The sequence below is a fragment of the Aeribacillus composti genome (assembly GCF_031760945.1).
Classification (GTDB): Bacteria; Bacillota; Bacilli; order Bacillales; family Aeribacillaceae; genus Aeribacillus; species Aeribacillus composti.
The window spans coordinates 1320559-1338213 of the sequence record NZ_CP134501.1 but is presented as its reverse complement, the minus strand read 5'-3'; the positions used below and the strand labels follow the sequence as shown (position 1 = coordinate 1338213).

Below are 17655 nucleotides of genomic sequence, written 5' to 3'. Positions count from 1 at the left end.
TTACCCTCTTCTTTCCATTCTTTGTTTCATTAAAATAAAGGCAAAGCTGGGAGCGCCGATTAAAGCCGTGATCACACCGATCGGAAGTTCTGTCGGCGACACGATCGTTCTTGAAACGAGATCCGCCAAAATTAAAAAAGCGGCGCCAAAAATGGCGGACAGAGGGAGAAGATGGCGATAATCACTTCCCCAAAGCAGCCTGTTTACATGCGGGATGACAAGACCGACAAACCCAATCGTTCCGCTGATGGCAACGGCCGCACCGGCTAAACAAGAGGATGATGCTAAAATAAACAGCTTTCTCCTTTTTACATGGACCCCAAGCTGCTTCGCCTTTTCTTCGCCAAAGGACAGAGCGTTTAATTCTGTTCCGTTTACAAAAATCAAAATGGACCCGATTAAAAAAAACGGCAAAAGCATCAAAACGTATCCCCAGCCGCGCATCGCAACGCTTCCTAACAGCCAGTTGACAATTTGTCGCAATTCTTCTCCTGTCAGGGCAATCATCAACGAAATGAAAGCACTTAAAAAGGAACTTAAAATAATTCCGGTCAGCACAATGGTTTCAATCCTCATCGTTTTTTCAATGAAATTGGCGAACAAAATCACAGCCAAAATCGTTAAAAAACCCGTAAAAATGCTGACAACCGGCAAAGTGAATGAGCCGAAAAAAGGAATTTGAATGCCGAAAAAAAGAACAAGTACAGCACCTAAAGAAGAACCTGATGAAACACCGAGCGTATAAGGATCTGCCAAAGGGTTTTGCAAAAGCCCTTGATAACAAGCCCCCGCCATTGCAAGCGAGGCTCCGACAAGTCCGGCTAAAACGACACGAGGAAGTCGAATATCAAGCACAATGCTTTTCATGCTTTCATCAATGTCCGGCGCCAAACCAGTATGAAACAGTTGATTGAAAATTATTTGGAAAATATCCTTAAACGTGATGTGAAACGTTCCGATAGAAATTCCTAAAAAGACGGAAAAAATAAGAAAACAAGCGGTCGCCGTATAGGCGACCACATGTTTATTTTTTGTAGACATCCGGATAAATTGCTTTCGCAAGTTCTTCTACTCCTTCAACCAATCTTGGGCCTGGGCGGCTCACCAAGTCGGAATGCACATCGTAAACCCGTTTATTTTTCACCGCTGATACATTTTCCCATCCTTTGCGTGCCAACACCTGGTCAACAGCTTTATCGACGTAATAGCCGTATGTCGTCACAATGACGTCTGGGTTCAGTTTTACAACGGCTTCTTCCGTCATTTGCGGCCAGCCTTCTTGATCGCCCGCTGCATTTTTTGCTCCAATGATCGTTAGCATTTCATCCATAAACGTTCCTTTTCCAGTCGTATAGATTTGTGGTGCGGGATTCACTTCGACAAAAACAGACACTTTTTGATCATCCGGAATCGTTTTTCCTTTTTCTTGAATATCCGCCAGTTTCGTTTTCATCTCAGCCACAATATCTTCGGCTTTGTCACTTGTCCCTGTAATTTTGCCGATTGTCTGGATGGAGTCATACACTTTATCAAATGATTGGGCATCTTCGACTACAAAAACATTTATTCCCGCATCTTTCAGCTGCTTCAGCCCTTCCTGCGAGTTATGGGCGCTGGAAGCATGCGCTAAAACAAGATCCGGTTTTAAAGAAATAATTTTTTCAACATTAAATTCCATCCCGCCAACCTTTTCTTTGTTTTGAACATCTTCCGGATAGTTGTCATTATCACTTACACCGACAATTTGTTCACCCAACCCTAAAGCATAGGCAATTTCAGTATTGCTTGGAATTAGCGAAACAATCCGCTCCGGTTTTTCGTTTACCGTCACCTCATTTCCTAAACCGTCCTTGACCTTCACCGGAAATTGTGAAGCCGTCTCTTCCGTCTTTTGATTGCTTTTGTTTTCAGACGGCTCTGATGTATTTTGTTGGCCGCATCCAGCCGCAATTCCAAATAGAAGTAATAAGGCTAAAAATAGTGCAGATAGTTTTTTCATCATTTTCCTCCTCCAATAAAAAACATCTTCTTGAATTCGATAAGAAGATGTCTGAAAACGTACATATGTATTGTTTTCAAACACCTCCCTATCCGCGTAGGGTTTTAGGTGTGCTCAAACAGGCAGGTCTCCTGGCTCATGGTCATCGCTTCCTGGACCTTCCCGTTGAAACAGTGGTTTTCCCAGGTTGCTCCCATTCACAGTGGCGGGACCGCGTTGGATTTTCACCAAACTTCCCTTTTAAGCTGGCAGCTATGTGCCGGCACCTGTTTGCTTTTTGGTATAATGTTATGACGAAATGTATTATACATGATTTGATTGAATTCTGGTAGGAAGAAAATGCAAAAAATCGACAAATTGACCTAAATGTTTTGGATTTCGATACAGTTTTCGCTAAAAATAAAATTTTTTTGAACTTCCTTTCCATTACTTGAATAAAATACTGTAGATGAGCAAATTCACTAACATAAATTTACATCCGAACAAAAAAGGAGACATGAACCCGATTCCTTGATTAGAATAGATGTGTCACCAAACCATTCTCAAGGAGGTTCATGTCTCATGAATAGACTACCACATCACCAAGGAATCGACAAGTTTTTCGCAATGTTGGGGCTGGCCCTTTATTTCTCTAAGCCGGTCATGAAGCATCTCGTTCATATTATCGATGCGCTGACAACGAAAGGATTTGTGGGAACCTTGACCGATCTGCATCATGAGAGCTTTCATCCCAACCATCGAACGACACTGAGCCATTTTTTCACGAAAAGCCCTTGGGATGAAGAAATCTTGCTTCGCAAACTCCAGCAGTGGATGCTTCGTCATGTGGAACGAACGGCCAAGCGAAAGAATCACCCCATTTTTGTTTCGATCGATGATACGATCTGCCGAAAAACGAAGCCTTCGTCACAGGCGAAACACGCTATTGAAGGGTGTAATTGGCATTATTCTCACGCGGACAAAAAGTCGATTTGGGGACACTCTCTCGTCTGGCTCATGGTTCATACGATGACGCAAGCCTTTCCCTTTGCGTTTCGCCTCTACGACAAGGCGGATGGGAAAAGCAAGGGTCAATGGGCCATCGAGATGCTTTCTTCTTTGGATGTGCACGGTTCTGTTTATGTGCTGATGGATTCTTGGTACCCATCGAAAACACTCGTGGAAGCCTGCCTGAAAAAAGGATTCCACGTCATTGCGATGCTCAAGACGAATCGGGTTCTTTATCCAAAAGGCATCGCCATCCAAGCCAAACAGTTTGCCCGCTATATCGAACCGAACGACACCCATCTCGTCACGGTGGGAGAAGAGCGTTATCGCGTGTATCGCTACGAGGGAGCGCTGAAAGGTCTCGATGATGCCGTTGTGTTGTTGGCTTGGAAAGCCGATCAGCCGATGACACCTGAACATCTTCACTGCGTCTTGAGCACCGACCGGGAGCTAAGCGATGAAGAGATCTTGCGCTACTATGCCCAGCGTTGGTCGATCGAATGCTTTTTTCGACAAGCGAAAGACCAGCTGAAGCTCGATGGGTACCGCGTTCGTCAACGTCGGGCGGTGAAACGGTATTGGATCTTGGTGCAACTCGCTTATGTGTACAGTATGGTCGAATCCAACAGCGATTTCTCTACCGGGCTTGACTTCCTTCGAAAGAAGAAAGGACATAGCCTCGTGGAGTTTATTTACGATGCAGCGAAACAAGATATTCCCATTGATGTCGTTAAAAAACAGCTTCATGTGGCATAAGGGGTACTCCGTTTGTCTCTTTTTACATGGTAATTATTGTAATGAAAATTGCTCAACTACAGTAAAATATTTGCAGACAAGCGAATTGGATGTTTGAAAACGAAGGAGGATATTGCAGTGACAACCGTTCTTTTAGACCCTGGCCACGGAGGAAGCGATCCCGGCGCAACCTATAGAAATTATGAGGAAGAAGATTTTACGTTGACTATTGCCCTCTTGGCAAGACAACATTTACTTGAACATTACCAAGTCAACGTGCTCATGACGCGCACAGACGATCGAACAGTCGGTTTGTCAGAAAGATCATCCATGGCTAATCGAGAGAATGTTGATTTTTTCTGTTCCATTCATATTAATGCCGGCGGAGGAACAGGTTTTGAAAGCTATGTTTATAACGGAGGGGCCTCTCCAAGAACGATCCAATACCGGTCCGTCATCCATGATCAAATTATGAGCGTCATCGGTCCGAAATATAGCGTAAAGGATCGGGGCAAAAAAAGCGCCAATTTTCACGTATTAAGAGAAACAAAAATGCCTGCGGTTCTTTTGGAAACATTGTTTATTGACCATTCGAATGACATCAAACTTTTAACATCGTCTGACTTTATGAGCGACTATGCAGCAAGCTTAGCCGATGGAATCGGAAAAGCGCTTAATTTGCCCAGAAAGTCGACACGCACCACCCCAACTCCGCAGCCATCGCCCGCTGCAGGCAGCAGGATGTACAAAGTCATTGCCGGTTCCTTTAAAAACCGAGAAAATGCAGAAAAGCTGATAAATGAACTGAAAGGAAAAAATGTTGATAGTTTCCTTTCCGCTGCGATGGTGGACGGAGCAAGTTATTTCCGCGTTCAAACAGGAGCATTTAAAAATTTGCAAAATGCAAAAGACCAGTTGGCAAGGCTTGTTCAATTAGGATACAAGGATGCATTTATATTAACCCCTGCAGAACAAGGAACGGCACAATCAGGCCAAAAGACAGATTCATCCCGTTCATCAACACCTCAACCGAAAACCCCTTCTCCCGATTCAAGGGATATCCCTATTTTAGGGGAAACGCTCGTATCGGGAACAATCTTGGATTTATATGTAGAAAAAACAAATCCTAGCGCACCTCAGCTGGGCGATTTGTATGAACAATTAAGCAAATCCTACGGAATTCGCGGCGACATCGCATTTGCACAAGCAATTCATGAAACGAACTATTTCCGTTTTACGGGAGTAGTCAATCGCAATCAAAACAATTTTGCCGGAATCGGAGCTACCGGTCCAAATGTTACAGGAGCAAGCTTTTCCACTCCGAGAGAAGGCGTTCTTGCCCATCTTCAACATTTATATGCATACGCCACAACGAAGCCTCTTCCAGCCGGGTTCCCCCTCGTCGATCCCAGATTTATTTATGTGGAACGAGGTTCTGCCCCGACCTGGAAAGATTTAAATGGGAAGTGGGCCGTTCCCGGCAGCCGTTACGGAGAAATGATTTTATCCATTTACCTATCCATTTTGCAGTTTGCAATTCAACAATTGAACGCTGCTCAATCAGCCATAAGCAAACAAATATAATCTGAATTCCAAAAAGATGTTGTATAAAAATGAAAAGATTATCAAAAATACAAAGAGAGCCAACTTCCGGCTCTCTATTTTATTAAAATGCTTCTGGTTCAAACGTCTTGCAATCAGTTTCCTTTTGATTTTTTGCCGTTTTTCCTGAATGACTTACGACATAAATGGCATCAGCTGCACATTTATTCCCTTCCGCCCAATATTTGCAGTTATTTACCTCACACAAAACGTCCTGCGCCATGTTTGTCACCTCCCAGTTATATATTTTCCTTTGGAAAGTGATTTGATACTTGTTTTGGTTGTGAAATGTCCATGGCAATATTTCGAATCGTAAAGGCAATCGTTTTTGCATGTTTTGTTGGCTGTTTAATGAATTCATGATTATCATGTCATTGTAAGCCAAAATTCGATTTATTTTGTCGATGGACAAGCAAGGTGATCTGCTCCATACCAAAAGGTGCCTCAGAAAAAGAAAATGCAAACATTTGTAAACGCCTCAAGTCCTCCAATTGCTATGCAATTTCACTCATCCGTAACTTTCATTTAGTGATTTGGAATGACAAAAGCCGCCATTTGCGGCGGCTTTCTTTTATTTGGCAAAAATGTGATTACCGATCACTACATGTTGTTTTTGCCGGAAAACGATTCCATTTGGCAAGATCCATAAAGCTTTATTATCTTTTCGACAATCCGTCTTCTGTCCATCATGCAGCAGAAAGCTCTATTTTTCAAGAAAATCGAGGCAAAAAACAGGTTTCATCAATTTGGCAATTGTGCCGCCTCCGCTTTTGCTGCAAGCATTCGGGCTCCCTTTTCAGTACACAATTTCCTTATTTTTGCTGCTTTCTTCGCTGGTTGGCTGTTGTATCCATTTGTTTGTTCTTTTGTTGAGAAAGAAGAATCGCTTTGGTAGGTAAGTTCGCTTTTGCAATGAAATAAAAAAGGACATAGTCGCTTGATGCCTTGTCCTCATTCCTTTTTATTCATTTTTTCAAAACATCATGGTCGACGTAACGCTCGCCGTTCAGCTCACTAATAACATTGATCGCAACTTTGGCGCCGTCGCCGGCAGTGATGATCGTATGTACGCTGACACCTGCAGCTGTACCCGCAGCCCAAATTTCCGTCAACGTTTGTCTTTCCTAGTGCATCGACATCAAATATTGTTTTAATGCGGGGTTCAGTCCCGTCTTTTGTCTTTAATCCGACTTTGTCGGCCAAATCTGTCAGAACTCCTGTAGCTAATATGACGTGTTTTGTTTCATAGGATCCTTTATCCGTCTTGAATACAAGCTCTTCCGCTTGTTTTTCAATTGTCTCCACATTTTCTGCCACAATCTCCGCGCCGAATTTTTCCGCTTGTTTTTCCCTGTTTCAATTAAATCAGACCCAGAAATTTCCATAACCCATATGGTTTTCAATCCAAGCTCGTTTCGTCACGGATTTATCGTTGTCCAACACAAGCGTTTTTTTACCGGCTTTTGCCGTGAACAAAGCGGCGCTTGCACCCGCCGGACCAGCCCCGACAATGACTACATCATACATGTTGCAATTCCCCCTTTTAGGAAAACAATTGTACTTCCATCGTAAGCGCAATTAAAACGAATTGTAAAGATCTTCATCTGCCTTTTCCTTGCAAGGGGAACCGCTTTTGTAGGAATCGTCCTCTCAACATTTTATTATTTCCGCAAGCAGTTTGAAAAGAGGACGGGATAAAATCTCATGAAAATCAATAAAACGGAAGGAATATCGGCATAATAACATAGAGGTGATTGATCATGAAGCCGTTTATTCCACAACTCGTATACATTGAACCAAGAGCCCTTGAATACCCGCTTGGAGTGGAATGGAAAGAAAAATTCGAAAAAATGGGAATCGACATTCGCTATACAACTTCCCACAATCAAGTGCGTAATATCCCCGGAGAAACACCTCTCCAGAAATACCGCAATGCGAAGTCGACTTTAGTCATCGGGGTTCGAAAAACATTGAAATTTGATACGAGCAAGCCTTCTGCCGAATACGCCATTCCACTGGCAACCGGTTGCATGGGGCATTGCCATTACTGCTATTTGCAAACAACGTTAGGAAGCAAACCCTACATTCGCGTTTATGTAAATTTAGAGGAAATTTTTCAGCAAGCTAAACAGTATATAGAAGAGAGAGTTCCAGAAATAACCAGATTTGAAGCTTCGTGTACGTCTGATATCGTCGGGATAGATCATTTAACACATTCACTCAAAAAAGCGATCGAATTTATTGGAGAAACAAAGCTGGGGAGATTGCGGTTTACAACGAAATATCATTACGTAGACCATTTATTGGATGCCAAACATAACGGCAACACCCGCTTCCGATTCAGCATCAACAGCGATTGGGTCATTCGTCATCTGGAGCCGGGAACATCAAGATTGGATGAAAGAATCAGCGCCGCTTTGAAAGTCGCAAAAGCAGGATATCCTATCGGTTTTGTTGTTGCTCCGCTATATCGGCATGATGGATGGAAAGAAGGATATAGAAAATTATTCAAAAAACTGGGTGACGTAATCGAAGACGATAACTTAACATTTGAATTGATTCAACACAGATTCACGAAACCTGCCAAAAAAGTTATCGAAGCAAGGTATCCAAAAACGAAACTGGAAATGGATGAGAAAAAAAGAAAATACAAGTGGGGGCGGTATGGAATTGGCAAATATGTTTATCAAACAGAAGAGGAAAGGGAGCTGAAAGAGACGATGGAACAATATATTCACTATTATTTTCCTAACGCCATCATCGAATACTTTACGTAAAACTGTAAGGAATACAAACCTTTTCAAAATCGACGGTCAGAAATGGTTAATTCAACAAAAACATTTTCTTTTGCTAGCTCACCTTTTCTTGAACCAACATATGATAAAACAAACAGTTTACGGTAAAGGTGATACAAAAATGAAGGAAAATCACACAATCGATGTTCCCTTTTTATATGATTGGGTCCGTTCCGCCTCCCGCCTCCATATGAATGTTCGGCTTCATACGAAACGGAAACCTTTAAAAGCTGAAACATTTTACTATTATGCTTTAGCTGATGGAAAAAAGACGATCTATACGGACGCCGATCAAATCAAAGAATTTACGAATAAAGGGATCTTGGATCCAAAAGATGTATCCTATATCCGGCTTTTCATTAACGGTGTTTTACAACCGCCGAACATTTATGAAGTGAAAAAAGGAATGTTAAGATTAAAATCAAGCGATGTCCCGCAAAAAGGTGTTCCTATTATTTTGGAATTTATTTCCATATATTTATAATTGAGGAAATAGGTGATGCCTGCACGGGATAAAAAAATCAGGATCCAAAAGAAGGACTTTCGGATCCTGATTTTGTTAAGCTGACACAACAGTTGTCGATTGAGGTGAATAATTGACCACTTCCAGTACAATTGGCGTGTCAGCTAAAATTGGATCTCCACCTGCAGGCACATTGATCGCAAGCGAACCGACCGTCGTTGCTCCCGGCGTATACGTACTTAGTCCGCCCATTTGAAGCACTCCGTTGACATAAACATTATAATAACTGTTGTTAGCTGCCAGTGCAGGCAATTCTGTAACAGCTGAACCATCATCTTGAAAAAAGCTGGCTGCATCAATGGTGAGCGTACTTCCCGGAGCAGTCTCTGCAGTCGTGACGTAGAAAAATCTTTGATCTTGAGGAACGACATTCGTTGTTGTGGACGCAGTGACAACCAATTTCATTAATTGCAGAGCCAATCAAACCCCTCCCTTCATACGATCTATTTCATCGTATGTAAAAATGCGGCGGAAGCTATAGACAAATACATAAATTCTATGTATAGCCGATTCCCTATTTTTAAGGGCTCCAATGGAAAATTCAAGGGCTTTTTTATTAATTGCTCTTGCTTCAGCGAATGGCAATAGTGATTATAAAGCAGCAAAATATTTCAGTTTTAGATTCGTCAAAACATTGTCACTTTTTCCGAACTTTTCTTCATATAAAATAAAACGCCAGGAGATTCTCCCGTGACAAAATCATGTCCATCAACATAGATATCCTCTCCACGTGAACGAATTCTTCTATTTGTGCCATTTTCTGCTCCCCCCTCTTGAAGTCCCCCGTGGGACTCACCACTTCCTCCTTCAAGTAAGTCCTGTCGGATTGTCTGCTTCCACACACAAGATGAACGCCTAGTGTTTCGTTCTCCCTAATTGTTCAGTCCTTCCTCTTTCGTCTCGAGTTCGAAAGAGTACTATGACCTCTGCTGACTTCTGACTGTTCAGCTATCGATTACTCGATAGGTTACCAAGGTTACTTGGCGTGCCAGCCAGACCTCCCCGGGTAAGAGTGTAATCTTTCCTTCCATCTATCTGCTTCATGTACTCTGTATCACCTTCGGCAGAAAGCACTTCGTTTTGTTGTGCAAACTCACCCAGTGATACCTAGCCTCATATGAAGTTCGTGTTCCGAGAGACCCAAAGTTTGCCGCTCGCTTCCTTCAGATTCCGCGTCACCACGGACACCCTTGCGTTAAGCTAACTGCTACTTCTGCCTTCGCAGCTCGGGACTTTCACCCTAGATTACACATATGCCGGGCGCACCAAAAAAGAAAGCTGCCTATCTGCGGCAGCTTCCTTATTTCGCAAAAACGTGATCGCCTATAACAATCGTTGTGTTTTTAGCTCGAACCCATTGGTCGTCTGTCTTTTTCGGATTATAAAAATACAGGGAGCCCTGACCTAAGCCGTGGAATGCCAAAGCTTCATTTACTGCTCTTTTGGATTCCTCACTTGCAGGCTTGTTAATCTCTCCATTTGCTACAGGAGTAAATTGGCGATCTTGATAAATAACCTCTGTAATTGTATCAGGATATAAAGGGCTGTCTACGCGATTTAGTACAACAGTGGCAACCGCAACTTTTCCTTGATATGGTTCTCCTTTTGCTTCTGCTTCTACTAATCTAGCCAATAAATCTTTTTCACTTGCTGAGATCGTTGGCGGGATCGTCAACTCTTCTCCAACATACAGTTCATCAGTTGTTTTATTGTTAACGGATTTTAGTTTTTGAACTGAAACCCCGTATTTTACACCAATTTTCCAGAGTGTATCTCCTTTTTTCACCGAATAGGCAGCGCTTGCCTCACTTCCTTGTCCAGTGAAAACAATGGCAGCAAGAGCAATAAATGAGGAGAAGATGAATTTTTTTATTTTCTTCATAAATCCTTACCTCCTTTTTTTCGCTCTTAATTACCCTACCATCTTCTAATCTAGAATTCATTAAAAAATCTTTTCATATTATTCATAAATATTCCAGCAAAAGTCGGGATCTAAATGTTTTTCGGAAGCCTTTTGCTGAATACACAGCACTTTGCTCTTTTAGAATTTTTTACTTCCTAATACAATCCATGTAAGGGAATGTTTTCGTTGTTTATCAATTAACGAATGTAAAACAGATTTTCGACTTGCACCCAATTTCGAGTTTTAAAGCATAAAAAAAGACAAGACAAATGAATGTCCTGTCTTTTTTGAAGTTAATTTTTCAATAAATAAGTTAATTTTTCAATAAATCATGATCGACGTACCGTTCGCCATTCAGCTCGCTGATGACATTGATTGCCACTTTTGCACCGTCACCGGCGGTAATAATTGTATGTACGCTTACGCCAGCAGCTGTACCTGCTGCCCAAATTCCGTCAATATTTGTTTTTCCATTTGGATCCACATCGAATATTTTTTTGATGCGCGGCTCTGTTCCGTCTTTTGTTTTTAATCCGATTTTCTCGGCTAAATCCGTCAATACTCCTGTCGCCAAAATAACATGCTTCGCTTCATACGAACCGCCATCGGTTTTGACGATAAGTCCATCCTGTTTTGTTTCAACTGTTTCCACTTGCTCGTTTTTTATTTCTGCCCCAAACTTTTCCGCTTGCTTTTTCCCAATATCAATTAAATCAGGACCTGTAATTTCCAAAACACCATAGTGGTTTTCGATCCATGCCCTTTTCGTCATTGACTTATCGTGATCTAAAACTAATGTTTTCTTTCCAGCCTTCGCTGTAAACAGCGCAGCACTTGCCCCTGCAGGACCGGCACCCACAATGATCACATCATACATCTAAAATTCCTCCTTTGCCAAAAATGTTTATAATTTCATTGTAAACGCAATCGAAAACAAATGTAAAGAAACTTGCTTATCAATTCTGAAAATTAAAAAATCCATATATGATCTCCCTTCTCCAGCTGAATATAAAACCTTTGTAGGCTGGAGGTCCCGAAGTAAAACAGCTTATTCCCCTGCTGATCTATTTTGAGCACACAGCAAAAAACACTGTTGAAATTCGCTTACGGCTTCCGACAACCTAGTGTGCAATGTTTCTAAAAAAACGCCTCATTAGTTCACCGCAGTAACAAAAACGTTAAAGTTAGTATATGTCACTCCTCTGGCAATTGACATTACAAACGAAACTTAATCGAAACCCATATTATACAAATTCAGGAGAATTTTTTCAGCAGGCTGAACCATATATTAAAGAGAGAACGTCTGTATATATTAGGTTGGCAACTTCCTGTACATCGCATTACAATATCAAAAAATTGGGAAGCTTTCGTTTGGCAACAAAAGATTAGTTAGATGAACATTATAACGGCTCTACAAACAGCAAGTGAACCATTCAACATCTTGAACCAGGATTATCAATATTTGATACATACATTACGCAGTGAAATTGAAAATACTGGATATCCTCTATGACATTGCTAAACCGCTAGATCGTCTCGAAAAATAGAAAAGCAACAAATTGTTTGAATTCGAAAGTTTCAAACGACAACAAACGTTTCAATGGATCCGACATCGATTTACGAAGCTTTCAAAAAAGATTGGTGAAGCGCATATCCAAACCGAAGCAATGAATGAAATGACAAGAAGATAAAGAATCATCAAGTATATGAATCAAGCTCAAGAAAACGGACTGAAACAATATATTTATGATGATATTTCGAATTTCATAAGGATCGCAGAAATGTATGGATATAAAAGCCAATTTTAAAAAAATTTATTAAAAATGGAAAACGGCTTTGACATCTTTTCATCCTGATAGTACTCTATATTCGTTGACATTTTACATACGGCATTTATTTAAAGAAGGCAGTGAACATTAGTGAAATCGTTTGTATGGAAAATAAGCGGCATCGTTTTCATTTCGATCATTTTCATTTTTTTAATGTCTTTTTATTACAAAACATTAAGGGTACAGTCTGTCCCAGCAAATGGAAGCAAACAAATAGAAAAATCGCAATATGATGGAGTTGACTTAATTTCAGATATTGAGGATAAAAAAGAATTCCATTCCGCCATACACTATCCGAGATTTCAAAGCAGCAAACTGAATGCATCCATCCAGTCTTACGTCAAAGAAGAGAAAAGACTGTTTCACGAACAAATTCAATCCCAAAAATGGCGCTTGTTTAAAGATTCGTCGAATTTTTCTCTGACTTTTCGCCTCTATCCGGTCACAGACAGCGTCTATTCTTTTGTTTTTACTTCGGAAAGCCATTCAGATGGGGAAAAAGAAAGTAAAGACTTTAAAATCTTCATAGTCGATTTGGCAGCAGAACGTTTTATAAACAGCCAAGACATTCTTGAAATCGATGAAAAAACAAAAGAAAAGCTGCATGTTCAATTGACGGACCAGTTTCTTCAATCAAAAAAATATAAAAAAAGCTTTAGCAAAAAGAAGCTTAACAAGTGGCTCAATCACCCATATAACGATTTTTCCAATATTTATTTGACAAACAAATTCATTGTTTTCAAGTTTCATAGCAATGAAGTAACAGAAGGTGCTGAAAGTCCTGAAATTTCCATTCCTTTAACGAAAGGAAAAGAGTTATTGACAGAGGAGTGGCGGAAGCGATTATGGATGGAAGAAAACAAACCAAAAAAAGCAGAACCATTGCCGAAAAAACCTCCCATCCAAAAAGACGAGCCGATCAAAAGCAAAAAAATAGTTGCTCTAACATTTGATGACGGACCTCACCCAAAATATACAACAGAAATTTTGGATTTATTAAAATCGTATCATGCAAAAGCCACTTTTTTTGTGATTGGTCAAAGAGTTAATTTTTATCCTAATATTGTAAAAAGAATAGGTTCGGAAGGACATGAAATTTGCAACCACAGCTTTAGCCATAAAGATTTTACAACTTTAAAAAAAGAGAAAATACTTGAAGAAATAAATATGACCGATCAAGAAATTTTCAAGGCATCGGGCTTAAAAGCGAATTGCGTCCGCCCTCCATATGGGGCTGTTAATCAAAAGGTCAGATCAGCTATTGAAAAGCCTATCATTCTATGGACTGTAGATACATTAGATTGGAAAACGGATGACCCAAAAAAAGTACTTAAAATCGTTCAAACCAAGACAAAAAACGGTTCCATCATTTTAATGCACGATATTCATTCATCCACAGTAGAGGCATTGAAGCTAATCTTGCCATATTTAAAACAACAAGGTTATGAGTTTGTAACTGTATCAGAGATATCAAAAAAATGAAATCCTCGTCACATGCAGTTGGCGACCGAAATATTAAATGCATACAATGCCTATTCTTATAGTGTTGAATGCGATCCGCTTCCCAAATCTATGGAAACGTTCAACAGAAATTTTGAAAGCTGAAACGTTTGATGCCTATTTTAATGAAAAAAATGATCTGTCCTGCTAAAGAAGCTTTGCAGTGGAAATGTGTGAAAAGGAAAAGGGATTTTAAAGCGATTCCCATAAAAAGATGTTCCAGTATTTTAACGTTTGCACTCATTTTTGGCCATAAAAGCAGGGATCCAAAAAGGTCAGCATTTTGGGTCCCTTTCTTTTGTCAAGTCGTAACAGCTGGTGCCGATTGATGTACACAATAGAGCAATTGATTTGCTTTTCCTTGCAGAAAGTTGATTGCTTATAAACCAGACGTCGTTGCTCTACGTTTTTCATTTAATGCACAAATACGTTTATATTGCTGTTATTCATGGGCAGTGCATGCCGCAAAACCGCCTTTCTTGCCACAGCAATTGTAAAGTATCCCCAAAACAGCTTCTGCTGTAATTTAAGGCATATTGTTATTCCCTGCAGTGCCCATCCCCTCTTCATTTCATCCTATCCAGTAATGATCAAAAGCTTTGAACAATTTCTCCCTTTCACTTTATAGCAAACAAAAAAAGCCCATTTTAGCTCGTATGTAAACTAAAATGGACAAATTTCTTATTTTTATTTAATGATTAAGACTGGACAGTGAGCCTCTTGAGCTACTTTTCGGCTGACGCTTCCCAACAACGTTGCTTTAAGCGCGCCTTTTCCTGCACTCCCCATTACAATGATGGAATAGTCATGTTCTTTTGCATAATCCGTAATAATTGTTGCTGGCTCTCCTTGGAAAATATGTGTTTCATGCGGGACGTTGCTTTCAGTAAGGAATTCAATCGCTGGTTTTAAAATCGCTTCGTTCTCTTCATCAATTAATTTGGAAATATCAACAAAATAATACTGCTCTGTAAATCTTAAATTATTGACATGCAAAATCGTAATTTTTTCAGACCCAACTGTTTTGGCAAGTTTTACAGCATGCTCAAGCGCGCGTGTAGAATGGGCAGATCCATCCATAGGAACTAATATTTTTTTGTACATCCTCATCCCCTCCAAAAGAACTATTTTTTCTTTATTTCCATTTTATCAAAATTTTTCTAGAATTTAAGTAGAGATTTGTCAAAATTTCGATTTTCACCACTTTGTCACTTTTAAATCCATTTTAAAATGATAAAATATACAATGAGAAAATTTATGTTAGGAGGAAAAAAATGGACTCCATTCAAAACTATGAACAGCCTCACAACAAAAAAAATTACACCGGCATTGTTGTGACACTCTCAGTTATTATAAATGCCGTTATTTTACTGTTATTTTTCTCTCCACTCGGATATCGAGGCGAAGTCCATTTTGATTTGACGATTTTCCCAAGACTTAATGCGATTTTTAACAGCTTTACGTTCGTCTTTCTGCTCGCTGCTCTTTATGCAATTAAAAAGAAAAATATCAAAGTACACCGGAACTTTATCATCGCAGCGTTTACAACGACCACCTTATTTTGTATTTCTTATTTAACCTATCATTTTTTGCAATCTGAACCGACCCGTTATGGCGGTGAAGGATTTATGAAAACATTTTATTTATTTATTCTTACTTCCCATAGTATATTAGCAGCCGTCATTGTTCCGCTTGCATTGTTTGCCTTTTTCTGGGGAATGTCAAGACAGGTAGAAAAACACCGGAAAATTGTTCGCTGGGCGATGCCGATTTGGCTATACGTCTCATTTACTGGTGTTCTTGTATACATCTTGATTTCTCCTTATTATTAAAAAAAGAAGGTTGACCGAGCTGTCCGGTCAACCTTCTTTTTCGTTTAGAAACTCTTTCATTAAATAATCTTTTTTTTTCGATCATCGTTTAACTTTCTTTGCCGTTCAAGCCATTCTCCTGTTTGTTGAAACAATTCGGTTGAATGACAAATAGACGAAAATGTATGGTTTCCGCCGATAATGAGTGATTTTTCAACGCTGTTAGCCCTTTTTTTGAAGCTTTTTTCATACAGGCAAGCATAAGAAGGAGAAATGACTTCATCTTCTGTTCCGTGGGCAACGAATACGTCACCTGTAAACGATTTTGCCTCTTGTAAAGGAGTGTACTGTTCAAGCGAGCGGAAAAATGTTTTCGTTAAGGAATAGCCTTCATAATCAACATATTGGCTTGATTCTGCTTCTTCTAAGCCTTCCTTTCCAACTATGGCCGCTATATCTTCAAATGGCCGACCGACCGCTCCCCAAATCGCCAAATTCTTCACGCGGTCATCCCGTACAGCTGTGAGTGTCGCCACTGCTCCTCCTAAACTATGGCCAAGCAAATATAATTCATGTTTGTCGATGAAAGGAAGCTTTTCAACAAAATCGATGACATGAATCGTTTGTTCAATAAAGCGGTCGAGGCCATAAGTTCCGTAAATACCGCTGCTTTCGCCGCAGCCTTCGTAATCAAACCGCAAAACGGCAAATCCGAGCGAAGCAAAATGGTTGGCTGCTTTGACGAACAATCGGTTGACACCTATTCGGCTTCCTATAAAACCGTGACAAATAACAACAACCGGAAATTTTTCGTTTTTAGCTGGAGCGTTCGGTATATGCAATGTGGCAGCTAACGATGCCTGTTGGCTCGGAATATAGTACATTTTTTCCATAAAATTAACCACCTTTAATCGTTCGTTTTTTTTATTATAATGTTTATAATTCCGATAAGTCAAGTATGTTTTTGGGGATTTAAACCCAAAAAAAAGCAATCTTAACAGTTTGCTTTTGCACCTATTTCGGTAAATGATTGAGAAAATTTTGATACGCAAATCCTTTCACTTCGTCCTCATTATAATATTTCAGCAGTTCATTGATCAAGTTTTGTGTTTTTGCCGCATTTTCCAATCCTATTACTTTTTGCTCAATTCCGTCAAAATCAGAGCCAAGTCCGATTTGTTTCACTCCGCCTAGCATGCAAAAATGGTCGATATGTTTGATTACATCTTTGATTGCTGCCTGATCATTAGTTGTTAAAAATTGGGGGGCGTACACGATGTGAATGGTACCGCCTTTTTGAAACATTGCCCTTGCCTGTTCATCGGTTAAATTGCGCTGATGATCACATAAGGCGCGGGCGTTTGAATGGGTCGCAATCGGATAATCCGCAAGCTCGATTACATCCCAAAACGCACGCTCGCATAAATGGGAGACATCAGTGAAAACGCGATGCTCATTGTTTGCTTTTATGATTTCCTTGCCAAATGCTGTTACACCAGCGCCTCGTTCTTCAAGTGCTCCATCAGCTGCCAGATTGGCATAATTCCATGTCAATCCAACCGATCGAACTCCCAGCTGATAAAGAAGTCGAAGTTTGTAGAGATCTCCGCCAATCGCATCCACACCTTCGAGAGTCAGCATCGCCCCAATTTCATGTTCCTCAAGCTTATAAAAATCAGACCAATCCTTTATTTGCTTCATTTCCGGATTGTTTCCAAGCACTTCTGTAAAAAACAGATCGATTTGTTCAAGCGCCGCTTGGAATTTGTATTCAGTTTTTATTTTTTGATCGATAAAAACGGCAAAGCATTGAACCTTAATTTTACCTTTGATCAATCTTTGTTTATTCGTATCCAAATACGAGGCGTTAGCAAACTTCAGCTTTCCTTTAGCATTCGCCAGCTTCATCAGCGCATCACAATGAAGATCAATAATATTCATGTTTTCCCCCTGTTTTTTATGATAAAAAAA

The 17655-nt window shown here is 40.2% G+C and carries 16 protein-coding genes, 1 pseudogene and 1 riboswitch; of the genes and pseudogenes, 6 read left to right on the top strand and 11 right to left on the bottom strand.

Translation table 11 applies throughout. From position 1 onward, the window contains the following. Together RI196_RS06625 and RI196_RS06620 are read right to left on the bottom strand one after the other, a co-directional pair. Entirely contained in the window at window positions 1–1062 is a 1062-nt protein-coding gene (locus tag RI196_RS06625) for a FecCD family ABC transporter permease (RefSeq protein ID WP_063389406.1), read from the bottom strand. Further along, window positions 1025–1999, bottom strand: a complete 975-nt coding sequence (locus tag RI196_RS06620) for an ABC transporter substrate-binding protein (protein ID WP_063389407.1) — start codon at window positions 1997–1999, stop codon at window positions 1025–1027. Before RI196_RS06620 ends, RI196_RS06625 begins: the two co-directional genes overlap by 38 nt. Before the next feature lie 104 nt (window positions 2000–2103). Then, window positions 2104–2284: riboswitch (cobalamin riboswitch) on the bottom strand. A gap of 276 nt (window positions 2285–2560) precedes the next feature. On the opposite strand from RI196_RS06620, the gene RI196_RS06615 reads away from it, so the two are divergent. Together RI196_RS06615 and RI196_RS06610 are read left to right on the top strand one after the other, a co-directional pair. Next, window positions 2561–3742 carry an IS701 family transposase gene (locus RI196_RS06615; protein WP_063388773.1) on the top strand — a complete coding sequence of 394 codons (1182 nt, stop codon included), beginning with the start codon at window positions 2561–2563 and terminating at the stop codon, window positions 3740–3742. Window positions 3743–3859: 117 nt separating this feature from the next. Continuing rightward, window positions 3860–5305 (top strand): N-acetylmuramoyl-L-alanine amidase, encoded by a 1446-nt coding sequence (locus tag RI196_RS06610; protein ID WP_311067119.1) that lies wholly within the window; start codon window positions 3860–3862, stop codon window positions 5303–5305. A gap of 82 nt (window positions 5306–5387) precedes the next feature. Here the strand turns inward: RI196_RS06610 and RI196_RS06605 are convergent, their stop codons facing one another. Beyond that, complete coding sequence (locus RI196_RS06605; RefSeq protein ID WP_311067118.1) at window positions 5388–5546, bottom strand: DUF1540 domain-containing protein; 159 nt, start codon at window positions 5544–5546, stop codon at window positions 5388–5390. A gap of 742 nt (window positions 5547–6288) precedes the next feature. Beyond that, window positions 6289–6850, bottom strand: a pseudogene (locus RI196_RS06600) (FAD-dependent oxidoreductase). A gap of 233 nt (window positions 6851–7083) precedes the next feature. Between RI196_RS06600 and splB the strand changes: the two are divergent. Both splB and RI196_RS06590 read left to right on the top strand, forming a co-directional pair. Beyond that, window positions 7084–8100 (top strand): spore photoproduct lyase, encoded by a 1017-nt coding sequence (gene splB / locus RI196_RS06595; RefSeq protein WP_339194957.1) that lies wholly within the window; start codon window positions 7084–7086, stop codon window positions 8098–8100. A gap of 139 nt (window positions 8101–8239) precedes the next feature. Continuing rightward, a complete protein-coding gene (locus tag RI196_RS06590; RefSeq protein WP_311067117.1) occupies window positions 8240–8602 on the top strand; it encodes a DUF4183 domain-containing protein in 363 nt (120 codons plus the stop codon). Between the two features lie 75 nt (window positions 8603–8677). On the opposite strand, the gene RI196_RS06585 is transcribed toward RI196_RS06590, so the two are convergent. From RI196_RS06585 to RI196_RS06570, 4 genes are all read right to left on the bottom strand, one after another. Then, window positions 8678–9061: a DUF4183 domain-containing protein gene (locus tag RI196_RS06585; protein WP_311067116.1), complete on the bottom strand. Its 384-nt coding sequence runs from the start codon at window positions 9059–9061 to the stop codon at window positions 8678–8680. A 206-nt stretch (window positions 9062–9267) separates the two neighbouring features. Further along, entirely contained in the window at window positions 9268–9483 is a 216-nt protein-coding gene (locus tag RI196_RS06580; protein ID WP_311067115.1) for a hypothetical protein, read from the bottom strand. 458 nt (window positions 9484–9941) lie between these two features. Next, window positions 9942–10523 (bottom strand): cell wall hydrolase, encoded by a 582-nt coding sequence (locus RI196_RS06575; protein WP_311067114.1) that lies wholly within the window; start codon window positions 10521–10523, stop codon window positions 9942–9944. 334 nt (window positions 10524–10857) lie between these two features. Continuing rightward, entirely contained in the window at window positions 10858–11421 is a 564-nt protein-coding gene (locus RI196_RS06570) for an FAD-dependent oxidoreductase (RefSeq protein ID WP_311067113.1), read from the bottom strand. A 1042-nt stretch (window positions 11422–12463) separates the two neighbouring features. On the opposite strand from RI196_RS06570, the gene RI196_RS06565 reads away from it, so the two are divergent. Further along, entirely contained in the window at window positions 12464–13855 is a 1392-nt protein-coding gene (locus RI196_RS06565) for a polysaccharide deacetylase family protein (protein ID WP_311067112.1), read from the top strand. 705 nt (window positions 13856–14560) lie between these two features. Here RI196_RS06565 and RI196_RS06560 read toward each other — a convergent pair. After that, complete coding sequence (locus RI196_RS06560) at window positions 14561–14977, bottom strand: universal stress protein (RefSeq protein WP_063389413.1); 417 nt, start codon at window positions 14975–14977, stop codon at window positions 14561–14563. A gap of 170 nt (window positions 14978–15147) precedes the next feature. Here RI196_RS06560 and RI196_RS06555 point away from each other — a divergent pair, with 170 nt between their 5' ends. Then, window positions 15148–15705: a DUF420 domain-containing protein gene (locus RI196_RS06555; protein WP_063389414.1), complete on the top strand. Its 558-nt coding sequence runs from the start codon at window positions 15148–15150 to the stop codon at window positions 15703–15705. A gap of 59 nt (window positions 15706–15764) precedes the next feature. Here the strand turns inward: RI196_RS06555 and RI196_RS06550 are convergent, their stop codons facing one another. Continuing rightward, the gene (locus tag RI196_RS06550; protein ID WP_066251057.1) at window positions 15765–16577 is read right to left on the bottom strand and encodes an alpha/beta hydrolase; all 813 of its coding nucleotides are present in this window, start codon (window positions 16575–16577) and stop codon (window positions 15765–15767) included. A 121-nt stretch (window positions 16578–16698) separates the two neighbouring features. Further along, window positions 16699–17625, bottom strand: a complete 927-nt coding sequence (locus tag RI196_RS06545) for a dipeptidase (protein ID WP_063389416.1) — start codon at window positions 17623–17625, stop codon at window positions 16699–16701. Window positions 17626–17655: the final 30 nt, after the last annotated feature.